Here is a 14,716-nt window from a genome sequence, read left to right as displayed (position 1 = left end):
TTTAAAATAAGGTAAAGTTTTATGATATTTCTCAATACTCAAGCAGGGTTGTTTTCATCAAAGTGAACCACTTCGATACCGAATTTTTCTGCCACGGCATCGCCTAAGACGCGTACGCCGTAACGTTCTGTCGCGTGGTGGCCGGCACTGATAAATGCTACACCTGTTTCATTGGCAAGATGATATTGCGCTTCGGAAATTTCACCGGTCAGATACGCATCGACACCTTCGTCTACGGCCGTCTGAAAAAATCCCTGCGCACCGCCGCTGCACCAGGCAATACGTTTGATTTCGCGTTCAAGATCGCCGATAACGGTCGGCTTGCGGCCGAATACCGCCTCAATGCGTTCAGACAACTGCGCCAATGTTTGCGTGGTTTTCAGACGGCCTGTATTCAACAGATTTTGCTCGCCGAATTGTTTTTCGAGCACCCAATCGAGTTTCTCGGCCAACTGTGCGTTATTGCCTAATTGCGGGTGCGCGTCCAGCGGCAGGTGGTAGCCCACCATATTGATTTGGTGTTGCAGCAAGGTTTCAATGCGTGCTTTTTTCCAACCGGTAATCGTGACAGGCTCGCTTTTCCAAAACATGCCGTGGTGAACCAAAAGCATATCCGCCCCTGCCCTACGGCAAAATCGATTGCAGCTTTGCTGGCGGTAACCGAAGTGGCGATTTTGGCAACTTCTTCTTTGCCTTCAACCTGTAAACCATTGGGCGCATAGTCCTTAAACAGCCCGACCTGCAATGTCTCATCGCACCAAGCCAGAATTTCGCGGCGTAAAGCCATATTCCGCTCCTTATATCTATCTTCAAAAACAGCTTCGCATTCTAACCGCAAAATCTGTTTATGCCTCAAATTCTTACATTCCGATTTCAGCAATCATTCCCAACATTAATCATTTGCACATCATCATGAATTATTTTAATATACCCCACCTTACCCACAGGCCGTCTGAAAACACATGGACTCTATTATCGAATTGCGTCATCTCAAAACCTTGCTGGCTTTAGAAGAAACCGGCAGCGTTTCCCTTGCCGCCAAACGGGTTTTCCTGACCCAATCCGCCCTGTCGCACCAAATCCGCGCCTTGGAAAATTATTACGAAACGCCGTTGTTTGAACGCAAATCCACACCTTTGCGCTTCACTCCGGCCGGTATGCGCCTGCTGCAACTGGCGCGCGAGCTGTTGCCGCAGGTTGCCGCCGCCGAACGTGACCTGGTGCGGATTATCGAAGGCGAAGCCGGCGAACTCAGGCTTGCCGTCGAATGCCACACCTGCTTTGACTGGCTGATGCCTGCCATGGGCGAGTTCCGCCCGTTATGGCCGCAAGTTGAATTGGACATCGTTTCCGGTTTCCAAGCCGATCCGGTCGGGCTATTGCTGCAACACCGCGCCGACCTTGCCATCGTTTCCGAAGCCGAGCCGCTCAACGGCATCAGCTACCGCCCTCTGTTTGCCTATGAAATGGTCGGCATCTGCGCAGAAGACCACCCGCTTGCCGACAAAGACGTTTGGGAAGCAGAAGATTTTATCAACGAAACCCTGATTACTTATCCCGTCCCCGACGAAATGCTGGATTTGCCCAAAAAAGTGCTGCTGCCCAAAGGCATTAATCCGCCGCGCCGCCACAGCGAGCTGACCATCGCCATTATTCAGCTGGTTGCCAGCAAACGCGGCATCGCCGCCCTGCCCTATTGGACGGTCATGCCGTATTTGGAAAAAGGCTACGTCGTCCACCGCAAAATCACTTCAGACGGCCTGCAAAGCAAACTTTATGCCGCCATTCGTACGGAAGATGCCAACAAAGGCTATCTGGACAACTTCTGCCAAATCACGCACGACCGCTGTTTTGCCGACTTGCCGGGTTTGAGCGAATTAGAAATGTAAACTTGAAACAATCAAAAGGCCGTCTGAACAATTTTCAGACGGCCTTTTCAATATATAAAAAATTTCACTGCTCCTATTCGGACTCATCCGAACCCAAACACGCCGACAAATCGATTTCAGACGGCCATGTTTTATCAGGCGCAACCCGAATATCGAAATGCTCGCCGCGATAGTCGAAAACCAAACGCCAAGCGTGCAGAAACAGATGTTCCGCCTCATCGCCGCCATACAGCGTATCGCCCAAAATCGGACTGCCTATGCTTTTCATGGCCACGCGCAGCTGATGGGTTTTGCCGGTAAACGGTTGCAACACAAACAGGCGCAAACCAGGCTTCAGGCTTTGGCTGCTGAAACGGGTAACGGCAAAATTATCCTCGTCACGCGTCAGCTTCCATGTACCGCGCCGCGAACGCGCCATACCGCCTTTCACCCAGCCCTGCTTTTTCGCCGGCTTGTGCGTACCGAGTGCCAAATAAGTTTTACGCATGGTTTTCTCGGCAAACTGCGCCGACAAAGCCGCCGCGCTGTCGCGGTTGAGCGCAAACAGCAACAGGCCGCTGGTGGCTTTGTCCAAACGGTGAACCAGCCACACGCGCTCAACGCCGAGCTGTTGAGCCAGCGAAGCGGTCAGGCAAACATCCCCTTCCGATTCGCTGTGCACCGATACGCCGCAAGGCTTATTAATGACCACAAAGTCTTTGTGTTCAAAAACAATGTCCCACATTTCAGACGGCCTTCAACACAATACCGTCGCCAAGCAGGGTCAAAATACCCAGTAAGCAGAACAAGATACATGCGGCAATGCGCACTGCTTTGGCCGGAATTTTACGCATCAGCATTTCGCCCAAATACACGGCAGGCACAGAAGCAATCATCAAACCGACAATACTGCCGACCACGACCAGCAGGATAGATTGGTATTTTGCCGCCAAAAGAACTGTTGCAATTTGCGTTTTATCGCCGATTTCCGCCAAGAAAAACAGGACGACTGTTGCCGTAAATGCGCCGTATTTCAGCCACTTGTCGTCAGGGTCTTCGTCTTTGTCCGGCAACAGCAGCCATAATCCAACCGCAATAAAGCTGCCGCCGATCACCCATTTCATGACTTCGGGCGAAATAGCGGATGCCAGCCAGACACCGAGTGCGGCTGAAACAAGATGGTTCAACAGGGTTGCAACAAAGATACCGGCAACAATCGCGTTTTTGTGGGCAAAACGTGCTGCCAAAAAGAGCGCGAGCAATTGCGTCTTATCGCCGATTTCGGCAATGGCAACGCCCAGCGTCGAGGAGAAAAAAGCTTCCATGATTTAAGATACTCAACCGAAAAGCGGGCAAACAAAAAGCGCTGTGCATACCGCCCGCAAGGGTATGGACAACGCTTACGTCTTGCCTGTCTTCCGATAAAGCAGAGAAGATACCGCCGCCACGGCCGCACAAGCCGATTATGTTGACAACGGTTTCGGCATTGCGCCGAATGGCTACTCCCGTAAGAGTGAAGCGCGAATTGTAAGGCAATCCATGGCTTGAAGCAACAAAAAGAAAAACAAAAGGCCGTCTGAAACCTCATTCAAGCAGGTTTCAGACGGCCTTTTTCACAGCGATTAATTATCGGAGAACAAATCGCCTACTTTTTCGCCTACTTTTTCCCAAAACGATTTTTTGCGCGGGGTTTGGCTGAGATTGAGACCGGAGGAGATTTTTTCAAATTCTTCCAGCAACTCTTTCTGACGGTCGGTCAGGTTGACCGGTGTTTCAACCAAAATGTGGCAGTACAAATCGCCGGTCGAGCTGGAGCGCAGGGACTTAATGCCTTTGCCTTTCACGCGCATACGGCGGCCGGTCTGCGTTTCTTTCGGAATGTGCAGTTTGACTTTGCCGTCCAAAGTCGGCACTTCGACTTCACCGCCCAATGCGGCAATGGCAAAGCTGATTGGCAGTTCGCAATGCAGGTCCAAGCCGTTGCGTTCGAAGATTTTGTGCTGTCTTACGCGGACATTGACATACAAATCGCCTGCCGGTGCGCCGTGTTGACCCGGTTCGCCCTCGCCGCTCAAGCGGATGCGTTGACCGTCGTCGATGCCTGCCGGAATGTTGACTTCAACCGTTTTGCTGGTTTTGGTGCGGCCTTCGCCACGGCATTTGACGCAAGGATCTTTGATTTCTTTGCCTGTACCGTGACAAGTCGGACAAGTCTGCTGCATTTGGAAAATGGCTTGGCGGACGTGTACCGTACCTGAGCCGTGACAGGTCGAACAAGTCGATGCAGATGTGCCCGGTTTGGCACCTGAGCCGTGGCAGACATCACATTCTTCGTAAGTTGGAATATTGATGCGTTTTTTCACGCCTTTAGCGGCTTCTTCAAGCGAAATCTCTATGCCGACCTGCAAGTCCGCCCCGCTGTAATCCGGCTGACGGCCGCCTGCGCTGCCGCCACCACCGAACATTTGGCTGAAAATATCGGAAAAATCGAAGCCTTGCGCTCCACCGAATCCGCCTTGGCCGCCGAAACCGCCAAAGCCACCGAATCCGCCCGCACCTGCGCCCTGTTCGAACGCGGCATGGCCGTATTGGTCGTACATGGTACGTTTTTCCTTGTCGGAAAGCGTTTCATAGGCCCGCTGCACCTCTTTGAATTTTTCTTCCGCCACTTTGTCGCCGTGGTTGCGGTCGGGATGGTATTTCATCGCCAGCTTGCGGTAGGCTTTTTTAATTTCGTCGTCGGTCGCGCCGCGCGCCACGCCGAGTGTTGCATAAAAATCTTGGTTGCTCATGATAGTGATGGTTGTTGATATGTGTAAAAACTAGACCGGATATATGGGCGGATAAAGGAAAACTCAAGAGGCGTGCGGGCATGGCGATTATTGTTTTTCCGGGCGGGTGTTTTTTGACGAATCAACTCCAAACGGTATCGCCGTTTGCGGCAAAAAGGCCGTCTGAATATCTCGGACGGCCTTGGGGAAGTATCGGCAACGGATACGGGGGAATGCTTATTTAAGCTCTATTTTCGGACAGCTTCCGTCTTTTGCCTCATCAAACAGTTTCGCCGCTTTTTGACAAGCTTCAACCTGCGCTTCGCTGCTGCCCAAAGCGTTCAACTGTTTTTTCCATTGCGACAAATCCATCTCGGCCTGGGCAAGCCCGTCTTTGTCAAAATTCATTTTCGACCAACATGCCTCTTGTTTGCGAACGACGTCGGCGCACTCTGCCGGCAGGGGATTTTCTGGCGCCGAACCCATTTCCACCGGGGACACTTCCGATGCTACGGCTTCGGAAGACGGTGCGGCTGCGTCGGATGCAGGGGAAGAAGCACCAGAAGCTGCGGATGCTTGTTGCGGGGCGACAGACGCACTGTTGTCCGAGCCGCCGCATGCGGCCAGGGCAAATATCGCGCTCAGGGTAACTGCTAAGAGGTTTTTGTTCATCATGGCGATCCTTTCTTCTGTTATGGTTGAAATACAAATATTCGCCTTATTCTTATAGAAGTCTAAATCCTTGTCAAGGATACTCCGCCTTGCGGCTGCTGAAGACCGCCCATCCTGCCTGTTCCACAGGCCAATCCTTTGGGAACCTGCTATAATCCCCCCTTTGAATTCCCTCACATTTTCAAGCGAAAAACAGAATGACCATGCAAGAACATTATCAACCCGCCGCCATTGAGCCTGCGGCGCAGAAAAAATGGGACGACGCCCGTATTTTCAACGTCTCCGAAGACGCTTCCAAACCCAAATACTACTGCCTCTCCATGTTCCCCTACCCCAGCGGCAAGCTGCACATGGGGCATGTGCGCAACTACACCATCGGCGACGTATTGAGCCGCTTCAAACTCTTAAACGGCTTCAACGTCATGCAGCCTATGGGTTGGGACGCGTTCGGTATGCCTGCGGAAAATGCGGCGATGAAAAACAACGTCGCCCCTGCCGCATGGACTTACGACAACATCGAATACATGAAAACCCAGCTCAAAAGCCTGGGTTTTGCGATTGACTGGGAGCGCGAAGTCGCCACCTGCAAACCCGAATACTACCGCTGGGAACAATGGCTGTTTACCAAGCTGTTTGAAAAAGGCATCGTCTATCGCAAAAACGGCACGGTAAACTGGGACCCGGTCGACCAAACCGTCCTTGCCAACGAGCAAGTCATCGACGGGCGCGGCTGGCGTTCCGGCGCGTTGATCGAAAAACGCGAAATCCCGATGTATTACTTCAAAATCACCGATTACGCCGAAGAGCTGCTCAACGATTTGGACAAGCTGGAACACTGGCCGGAACAAGTCAAAACCATGCAGCGCAACTGGATCGGTAAATCTCGCGGTATGACCGTACGTTTCGCCGTTTCAGACGACAGCAAACAAGGCTTGGAAGGCGATTACGCGAAATTCCTGCAAGTTTATACCACCCGTCCTGACACGCTGATGGGCGCGACTTATGTTGCCGTTGCCGCCGAGCATCCGCTGGCAACCGCCGCAGCCGCCAACAAACCCGAATTGCAGGCATTTATCGCCGAATGCAAAGCCGGCTCGGTTGCCGAAGCCGATATGGCGACGATGGAGAAAAAAGGCGTGCCGACCGGCCGCTACGTCGTCAACCCGCTCAACGGCGACAAGCTGGAAGTGTGGATTGCCAACTATGTCTTATGGGGCTACGGCGACGGCGCGGTAATGGCGGTTCCGGCGCACGACGAACGCGATTTCGAGTTCGCCACCAAATACAATCTGCTGAAAAAACAAGTCATTGCCGTCGGCGACAACGCATTCGACGCAAACCAATGGCAAGAGTGGTACGGCGACAAAGAAAACGGCGTATTAGTCAACAGCGGCGACTTGGACGGCATGAATTTTCAGACGGCATTCGACGCCATTGCCGCCAAGCTGCAAAGCCAAGACGCAGGCGAACCGAAAACCCAATACCGCCTACGCGACTGGGGTATTTCGCGCCAACGCTACTGGGGCTGCCCGATTCCCATCGTCCATTGCGAAAAATGCGGCGACGTCCCCGTCCCTGCCGACCAACTGCCCGTCGTCCTGCCTGAAAACGTCGTACCCGACGGCATGGGTTCGCCTTTGGCAAAAATGCCCGAGTTTTATGAAACCACCTGCCCATGCTGCGGCGGCGCGGCAAAACGCGAAACCGACACCATGGACACCTTCATGGAATCGAGCTGGTACTTCTTCCGCTATATGTCTCCTCAATTCGCAGAAGGCATGGTATCGACTGAAGCCGCAAAATACTGGGGCTCGGTCGACCAATACATCGGCGGTATCGAACATGCCATTTTGCACCTCTTATACGCGCGCTTCTTCACCAAACTGATGCGCGACGAAGGTTTGGTCAGCGTGGACGAACCGTTTGAACGCCTGCTCACGCAAGGCATGGTTGTTTGCGAGACCTACTACCGCGAAAACGACAAAGGCGGCAAAGACTGGATCAACCCCGCCGATGTCGAGCTGACTTTTGACGACAAAGGCCGCCCCGTTTCCGCCGTCCTCAAAGCCGACGGGCTGCCCGTCGTCATCAGCGGCACGGAAAAAATGTCCAAGTCCAAAAACAACGGCGTCGATCCGCAAGAACTGATTAACGCCTACGGCGCGGACACCGCCCGCCTGTTCATGATGTTTGCCGCACCACCCGAACAGTCCCTCGAATGGAGCGACAGCGGCGTCGAAGGCGCACACCGCTTCCTGCGCCGTCTGTGGCGTACCGTTTACGAATACCTGAAACAAGGCGGCGCGGTCAAAGCGTTCGCAGGCAGCCAAGACGGTTTGTCTAAAGAACTCAAAGACCTGCGCCACAAACTGCACGCCACCACCGCCAAAGTCAGCGACGACTACGGCCGCCGCCAGCAGTTCAACACCGCCATCGCCGCCGTGATGGAACTGCTCAACCAATACGACAAAACCGACACCGGCAGCGAACAAGGCCGCGCCGTCGCCCAAGAAGTATTGGAAACCGCCGTACGCCTGTTGTGGCCCATCGTGCCGCACATCTGCGAAACCCTGTGGAGCAAATTGAACGGCGCAAAACTGTGGGAAGCAGGCTGGCCGACAGTCGATGAAGCAGCCTTGGTCAAATCCGAAATCGAAGTGATGGTTCAAGTCAACGGCAAACTGCGCGGCAAAATCACCGTTGCCGCCGACGCATCCAAAGCCGACCTCGAAGCAACCGCCCTTGCCAACGAAGGCGCAGTGAAATTCATGGAAGGCAAGCCTGCGAAGAAAATCATCGTCGTTCCCGGACGCTTGGTGAATATCGTCGTCTAAACCGCTTTTAAGGTTTAGCCATACTGATAAAGGCCGTCTGAAACTTGGTTTTCAGACGGCCTTTTATTTTGGCTTTCAATTCCAACCGTTATTTCATTTAAATGTAAGGTTTTCAATTAAATCAAAATCATAAAGATATTTTTGAAGCATCGTATTCAAATGAAAACCTTAGCTTTGATAAAAACAAGGTTTAACCGAATAAAGAAAGGCCGTCTGAAACCCTATATTCAGGTTTCAGACGGCCTTTTTTACTACCCGATTTTATTCGCCGTAATAGGCTTTGGTCAGGATTTCTTCCATATCGGCCACCATGGCGAGGCGCGGGTTGGCGGGGGTGCATTGGTCTTCGAAGGACAGCATTGCCAGTTCTTTGCGGCCGTCGATGAAGGTTTTTTCGTCGATGCCCTGCTCTTTGAACGACATTTTGATGCCGACGTTGACCGCCAGTTCATGACAGGCGTGGGCGAAGGATTCTACGCCTTCGGCAGGGGTGGCGCACGGCAGGCCTAAGGTACGGGCGATTTCCTGATATTTCAGGTCGGCTTTGTAGTAGTTGTACTTCGGCCAAGTGGCGGTTTTCTGCGGGCGCGTGCCGTTGTAGCGGATGACGTGCGGCAGCAGGATGGCGTTGGCGCGGCCGTGCGGAACGTGGTATTTGCCGCCGATTTTGTGTGCCATCGAGTGGTTGATGCCCAAGAAAGCATTGGCAAACGCCATGCCTGCGATGGTGGAGGCATTGTGCATATGCTCGCGCGCTTCAGGATCGGCCGCACCGTGTTTGTAGGAGCGTTCGAGGTATTGGAACACGAGCTTGATGGCTTGCAGGGCGAGGCCGTCTGTAAAGTCGTTCGCCAGTACGGAAACGTATGCTTCTACGGCGTGGGTCAGTACATCCAAACCGGTATCGGCGGTTACGCCTGCCGGTACGGTCATGGTAAACGCAGGATCGACAATCGAAATGGTCGGTGTCAGCGAGTAGTCGGCAATCGGATATTTTTTGTCGCCGTCGCTGATGACGGTAAACGGCGTCACTTCTGAGCCGGTACCCGATGTAGTGGGGATGCCGATAAATTTGGCTTTACGGCCCAACTCAGGGAAGCGGAAGGCGCGTTTGCGGATGTCCATGAATTTTTGCACCAAGTCTTCAAAATCGACTTGCGGCTGTTCGTAGAAGAGCCACATGGCTTTGGCCGCGTCCATTGGCGAACCGCCGCCCAGCGCGATAATGGTGTCCGGCTGGAAGCTACGCATCAAATCCGTGCCTTTATAGACGGTTTGGACGCTCGGATCGGCTTCGACATCGGTAAACAGCTGAATGGTCACTTTGTTTTTGCGTTGATGCAGTTGGTGGGTGATTTTATCGACAAAGCCCAGATCAACCATCGAACGGTCGGTCACAATCATGACTTTTTCGCAGTCTTTCATGTCTTGCAGATATTGGATGGAATCGCGTTCAAAATAGATTTTGGCGGGCACTTTGAACCATTGCATGTTGTTTCTCCGACGGCCTACTTTTTTGATGTTTAACAGATTGACTGCGCTGACGTTGCCGCCGACGGCGTTTTTACCGTAAGAGCCGCAACCGAGGGTCAGAGAAGGCAGAAAGGCGTTGTACACGTCGCCGATGCCGCCAAAAGTAGAAGGCGAATTCCAAATCACGCGCAGCGCTTTGACGCGGGAGCCGAACGTTTTGACCAATTCTTCGTCGGCGGTATGGATGGCGGCGGAGTGTCCCAAGCCGTCAAAGGCAACCATTTCTTCGGCAAACTGCAAACCCTGTTCGGTCGAATCCGCCTTAATCATGGCCAACACAGGCGAAAGTTTTTCGCGGGTCAGCGGCTCGTTCGGACCGACTTCGCGGCATTCGGCGATGATGATGTTGGTTTTTTCAGGCACTTTAAACCCGGCCTGCTCGGCAATCCATGCCGCCGGTTTGCCCACTACCGCAGAATTAAGTTTCGCGCCGCCACAGCTGGCACAATTCGCCGTTACACCGAAGATAAACTCTTCGAGCATGGCTTTTTCTTTTTTGTTGGCAAAGTACACGCCGTAAGATTTGAACTCTTCGGCCAACTCTTTGTAAATCTCTTTATCGGCAATCACCGCTTGCTCGCTGGCGCACACCATGCCGTTGTCGAAAGATTTCGACATCACAATATCGTGTGCCACCTGCTTGATGTCCGCCGTTTTTTCAACATAAGCAGGTACGTTGCCTGCCCCGACACCGAGCGCAGGTTTGCCGCAAGAATACGCGGCTTCCACCATCGCATTGCCGCCGGTCGCCAAAATCGTTGCCACGCCCGGATGCTTCATCAGCGCGGAAGTGCCTTCCATAGACGGCTTTTCAATCCACTGGATACAGTTTTCCGGCGCACCGGCCGCAATCGCCGCATCGCGCACGATACGCGCTGCATGGGCGGAACACTGCTGGGCGGACGGGTGGAATGAGAAAATAATCGGATTGCGGGTTTTCAGCGCAATCAGGGATTTGAAAATGGTGGTGGAAGTCGGATTGGTTGTCGGTACGATACCGCAGACGACCCCGACCGGATCGGCAATTTCAGTAATACCGGTTACATCGTTTTCGCTGATAACTCCCACGGTTTTCAAATCGCGCAGACGACGCACGACGTTTTCGCAGGCAAACAGGTTTTTCGTCGCCTTATCCTCAAACACACCGCGTCCCGTTTCTTCCACCGCGTGCATGGCGAGTACACCATGTTTGTCCAGCGCGGCGATAGAGGCTTTGGCCACAATAAAATCAATCTGCTCCTGATCCAGCTTAAGAAACTCATCCAACGCCCGTAAACCCTTTTCAACCAGGCTGTTTACCTCGGCTACTGCTGGGCTGACGACGTTGTCGGCTGATGCGTTCATGGTGTATCTCCTTAATAAAAGGTGGCAATAAGGTCAATAAATTTTCACTACGATAACTATAGGTAATTTAGTTACATTTTGCTTTGACCTACATCACAAACCATGATTGAACTTTTCAGACGGCCTCTTTATCATTTATTCATTTTAATTTATTGAAGTATAATGATTTTATCCTTACATAACCGAAGACGGGCATTCTTGTTCGCTTTCCCCGTATATTAAAATAAGAACAGAAAATCAATGTATCAAAATTACATACTCAAAATACAAAGGCCGTCTGAAAATATTTTTCAGACGGCCTTTGTTTGTATTTCTTTTATTGGCTGATGTCTTCCAGCGTACGGCCTTTGGTTTCTTCACCCAATACCAAGATTACCGCCACAATCAGCAGCATAACCAGCGCAAACATCATAAAGATATTACCGAAGCCGCCGCTGTTGCCCACCATCGCCGCCACTACCATGGGCGCGAGTATGCCGCCGACGCGGCCGATAGCGCCTGCCCAGCCGGATGCGAAGGCACGGAAGCGCAAGGGGTAGAGCTCTGGGGTGTAGGTGTACAAAACGCCCCATGCGCCCAAGTTGAAGAAGGACATCAGGCTGCCCCAGATCATGACTTCGGCCGCAGTTGCACTCTGCCCGAAAAACCATGCGCACACGGCGCAAGCGGCCAAAAAGCCTGCCAGCGTTGCTTTGCGGCCGATTCTTTCCACCAAAGCCGCGGCGGCAATATAGCCGGGCAGTTGCGCCACAATCATCACCAGCACATATTCAAAGGTTTTGACCACGGTATTGCCCTGCTCGACCAGCAGTTTGGGCAACCAAGTAAAAATGCCGTAATACGAAAACACGATGCCGAACCAAACCAGCCACAGCATCAGCGTACGCCGTGCAAACGGATGTTGCCACAGTTGGACGAAGCGGATGCGTTCGCGCGGTGCGGCCGGGGCGGCAACGGCTTCTGTCGGCGGCGTTATGCCCGATTGAATTTCCAGTGCGGATACCAAACGGTGCGCTTCGTTGGTTTTGCCGCGAGAAAGCAGGTAAGGCACGGATTCGGGAACGAATTTCAACACCAACGGCACATAAAACAGGGGCAAGGCGCCGAATAAAAACGCGCTGTGCCAGCCAGTTTTCGGAATAAAGAAATAAGACACCAGCGCGGCCGAGAGCCAGCCCAAGCCCCAAAAGCTTTCCAGCAATACAATAAAACGGCCGCGTACTTTCGGCGGCGCATATTCGCTGACCAGCGACACGGCGACGGGCAATTGGCCGCCCAAACCGACGCCGACAAAAAAACGGCACACCAGCAAAACCGTCAAATCAGGCGCAAGCGCGCACAAACCTGTGGCAATGCTGTACACCACCATCGTGCCGGCAAAAATGGTTTTCCGTCCGAACCTGTCCGCCAGCCAGCCGCTTAATACCGCGCCCAAGGCCATGCCGACAAAGGCAATGCTGACAATCCAACCCAACTGCGCCGGAGCCAGCGCCCAATCTTTGCCCAAAGCCGGCAATACAAACGACACCAAGCCTGTATCCATGGCATCAAACAGCCAGCCTATGCCTACCAACACCAAAAGTTTGTAATGGAAGCGGGAGGGCGGCAGATTGTGCAGCCGCGTCAGAATATCCATAACTTCTTTCCTTTATTTGTGTATTATCGAATTAGATTTTATAAATAACTGCTTGAGTTTCAGCTACAAACCTAAAAATAGAGCATTGTGTCGATTTTAACATTTATACAATATGCAAAGAATAGGAAGCGCGCGTTTTTTGGCTATTTTTGAATATCTGAATCTCGGTGATAAACCGCATACCATTTTGAAACGTTATACAAGAAATCACTTCAGGCCGTCTGAAAGTCGATGGTTTGGTTTTCAGACGGCCTGCCGTTTTTTGCAAAGGCTTCATGCTTGGGTTATGATGTTTATTTGTAATATGTAAACAGATGATTGCCTGTTTTTACATAACAGGCCGTCTGAACAACGGAGAACGATATGAATGCGGTTGTAATTGCGGTCATCATCATGCTTGTGCTGTCTTTATCGCGCGTGCATGTGGTGCTCAGCCTGGCTGTCGGCGCGTTTGTCGGCGGCTTGGTGGCCGGTATGCCTTTGGAGAATGTAACCAACGCAGCTGGAGATGTGGTGCAGCAAGGGATTATTCCTGTTTTTAACGAAGGCCTGAAAGGCGGGGCGCAAATCGCGCTGTCTTATGCCATGCTCGGCGCGTTTGCCATGGCCATCACGCATTCCGGCCTGCCGCAACAGCTCGCCGGCGTGATTATCCGCAAGCTCAACGGCGGCGAAGGTAATGCGAAAGGCGAAGGTGCGGTCAAATGGCTGCTGCTGGCGATTATTTTGTGCATGGGCGTGATGAGCCAAAACGTTGTGCCGATTCATATCGCGTTTATCCCGATGATTATTCCGCCGCTGCTGTTGGTGTTCAACCGTTTGAAGCTCGACCGCCGCTTGGTGGCTTGTGTAATTACGTTTGGCTTGGTAACGACTTATATGTTCCTGCCTTACGGTTTCGGCGCCATCTTCTTGAACGACATCATGTTGGGCAATATCCGCTCGGCAGGCATGGACACCAGCGGCATCAATGTGATGCATGCAATGGCAATTCCGGCTTTGGGCATGGTATTCGGCTTGCTGCTGGCCTTTTGGCACTACCGCAAACCGCGTATTTATCAAAACAATACCACTGACACGGAAGACAACCGTGCGGCAGTTCAACAACAAGAGCCTTCAACCTATCGCAGCTTAGTGGCAGCCGTGGCGATTGCCGTGTGTTTTGCCATTCAGCTTTTGTATGATGGTTCGCTGGTATTGGGCGCCATGTTGGGCTTTGCCGTGTTTATGATGTTGGGCGTGATGAACCGCTCCGCCGCCAGCGATGTGTTCGGCGAAGGCATCAAAATGATGGCGATGGTCGGCTTTATTATGATTGCGGCACAAGGTTTCGCCGCTGTAATGAACGCAACCGGCGAGATTCAGCCTTTGGTCGAACACAGCATGGCTTTGTTCGGCGGCAATAAAGGCATGGCCGCATTGACCATGTTGTGCGTCGGCTTGCTGGTGACCATGGGCATCGGTTCGTCTTTCTCAACTTTGCCGATTATTACCGCGATTTATGTGCCTTTGTGCATTAACTTGGGCTTCTCGCCTATGGCGACCGTCGCCATCGTCGGCACGGCCGGTGCGCTGGGCGATGCAGGCTCCCCTGCTTCCGACTCGACACTCGGCCCAACCATGGGTTTGAACGCCGACGGTCAACACGACCACATCCGCGATTCGGTTATCCCGACTTTTATCCACTACAATATCCCGCTGATGGCTGCCGGCTGGATTGCCGCGATGGTGCTGTAATATGAGCGATATTCAGGAATTGGAACACCGCGTCACGGAGCTGGAAATTCAGACGGCCTTGCAGGAAGATTTAATCGGCAGCCTGAACAACACCATCGCCAAGATGCAGCAGGCTTTGGATTTGCAGCAAGGCCAGTTGCGGCTTCTATATCAACGGATGCAGGACAAAGGTGCAAATGGCGAACGCGAACCGTACAGCCTGCGCGATGAGATTCCGCCGCATTATTGATAAACTCAAAAGGGCTTGTTGGATACATGCCCTTTTCTTTTATAACAAAGGCCGTCTGAAAGTCTATCAAGCTTTCAGACGGCCTTTTAAAC

The 14,716-nt window shown here is 52.5% G+C and carries 10 protein-coding genes and 1 pseudogene; 4 read left to right on the top strand and 7 right to left on the bottom strand.

The features are described 5' to 3' along the window. Positions 1-38: 38 nt before the first annotated feature. Positions 39-787, bottom strand: a pseudogene (locus KCG55_RS05565) (Nif3-like dinuclear metal center hexameric protein). Positions 788-962: 175 nt separating this feature from the next. On the opposite strand from KCG55_RS05565, the gene KCG55_RS05560 reads away from it, so the two are divergent. Further along, positions 963-1,889 (top strand): LysR family transcriptional regulator, encoded by a 927-nt coding sequence (locus tag KCG55_RS05560; RefSeq protein ID WP_254322268.1) that lies wholly within the window; start codon positions 963-965, stop codon positions 1,887-1,889. A gap of 73 nt (positions 1,890-1,962) precedes the next feature. Here KCG55_RS05560 and KCG55_RS05555 read toward each other — a convergent pair whose 3' ends face one another. The 4 genes from KCG55_RS05555 to KCG55_RS05540 form a co-directional block, all read right to left on the bottom strand. Next, a complete protein-coding gene (locus KCG55_RS05555; protein WP_254322267.1) occupies positions 1,963-2,613 on the bottom strand; it encodes a TIGR01621 family pseudouridine synthase in 651 nt (216 codons plus the stop codon). A gap of 1 nt (position 2,614) precedes the next feature. After that, the gene (locus KCG55_RS05550) at positions 2,615-3,193 is read right to left on the bottom strand and encodes a TMEM165/GDT1 family protein (RefSeq protein ID WP_254322266.1); all 579 of its coding nucleotides are present in this window, start codon (positions 3,191-3,193) and stop codon (positions 2,615-2,617) included. 297 nt (positions 3,194-3,490) lie between these two features. Then, positions 3,491-4,660, bottom strand: coding sequence for a molecular chaperone DnaJ (gene dnaJ, locus KCG55_RS05545; protein ID WP_254322265.1), 1,170 nt, complete (start codon positions 4,658-4,660; stop codon positions 3,491-3,493). Between the two features lie 216 nt (positions 4,661-4,876). After that, complete coding sequence (locus KCG55_RS05540; protein ID WP_254322264.1) at positions 4,877-5,314, bottom strand: hypothetical protein; 438 nt, start codon at positions 5,312-5,314, stop codon at positions 4,877-4,879. A gap of 200 nt (positions 5,315-5,514) precedes the next feature. On the opposite strand from KCG55_RS05540, the gene leuS reads away from it, so the two are divergent. Further along, entirely contained in the window at positions 5,515-8,145 is a 2,631-nt protein-coding gene (gene leuS, locus KCG55_RS05535) for a leucine--tRNA ligase (RefSeq protein ID WP_254322263.1), read from the top strand. A 261-nt stretch (positions 8,146-8,406) separates the two neighbouring features. On the opposite strand, the gene adhE is transcribed toward leuS, so the two are convergent. Beyond that, positions 8,407-11,022, bottom strand: a complete 2,616-nt coding sequence (adhE, locus tag KCG55_RS05530) for a bifunctional acetaldehyde-CoA/alcohol dehydrogenase (RefSeq protein ID WP_254322262.1) — start codon at positions 11,020-11,022, stop codon at positions 8,407-8,409. 316 nt (positions 11,023-11,338) lie between these two features. Continuing rightward, a complete protein-coding gene (locus KCG55_RS05525; RefSeq protein ID WP_254322261.1) occupies positions 11,339-12,658 on the bottom strand; it encodes an MFS transporter in 1,320 nt (439 codons plus the stop codon). Positions 12,659-13,021: 363 nt separating this feature from the next. On the opposite strand from KCG55_RS05525, the gene KCG55_RS05520 reads away from it, so the two are divergent. Further along, positions 13,022-14,395 carry a Na+/H+ antiporter family protein gene (locus tag KCG55_RS05520; protein ID WP_254322260.1) on the top strand — a complete coding sequence of 458 codons (1,374 nt, stop codon included), beginning with the start codon at positions 13,022-13,024 and terminating at the stop codon, positions 14,393-14,395. Between the two features lies 1 nt (position 14,396). Then, on the top strand, positions 14,397-14,624 hold the full coding sequence (locus KCG55_RS05515) for a SlyX family protein (RefSeq protein ID WP_070606123.1): 228 nt from the start codon (positions 14,397-14,399) through the stop codon (positions 14,622-14,624). Positions 14,625-14,716 lie beyond the last annotated feature (92 nt).

This window comes from Neisseria subflava (genome assembly GCF_024205745.1).
GTDB lineage: Bacteria > Pseudomonadota > Gammaproteobacteria > Burkholderiales > Neisseriaceae > Neisseria > Neisseria flavescens_B.
This window is presented reverse-complemented; position numbering and strand designations above follow the sequence as displayed.

Bases quoted from the DNA above. Each gene is read 5' to 3' on its own strand.
- KCG55_RS05520 (WP_254322260.1), top strand. From the start codon at position 13,022: ATGAATGCGGTTGTAATTGCGGTCATCATCATGCTTGTGCTGTCTTTA.
- KCG55_RS05560 (WP_254322268.1), top strand. From the start codon at position 963: ATGGACTCTATTATCGAATTGCGTCATCTCAAAACCTTGCTGGCTTTA.
- adhE (WP_254322262.1), bottom strand. From the start codon at position 11,022: ATGAACGCATCAGCCGACAACGTCGTCAGCCCAGCAGTAGCCGAGGTA.
- leuS (WP_254322263.1), top strand. From the start codon at position 5,515: ATGCAAGAACATTATCAACCCGCCGCCATTGAGCCTGCGGCGCAGAAA.
- KCG55_RS05555 (WP_254322267.1), bottom strand. From the start codon at position 2,613: ATGTGGGACATTGTTTTTGAACACAAAGACTTTGTGGTCATTAATAAG.
- KCG55_RS05525 (WP_254322261.1), bottom strand. From the start codon at position 12,658: ATGGATATTCTGACGCGGCTGCACAATCTGCCGCCCTCCCGCTTCCAT.
- KCG55_RS05515 (WP_070606123.1), top strand. From the start codon at position 14,397: ATGAGCGATATTCAGGAATTGGAACACCGCGTCACGGAGCTGGAAATT.
- KCG55_RS05540 (WP_254322264.1), bottom strand. From the start codon at position 5,314: ATGATGAACAAAAACCTCTTAGCAGTTACCCTGAGCGCGATATTTGCC.
- dnaJ (WP_254322265.1), bottom strand. From the start codon at position 4,660: ATGAGCAACCAAGATTTTTATGCAACACTCGGCGTGGCGCGCGGCGCG.
- KCG55_RS05550 (WP_254322266.1), bottom strand. From the start codon at position 3,193: ATGGAAGCTTTTTTCTCCTCGACGCTGGGCGTTGCCATTGCCGAAATC.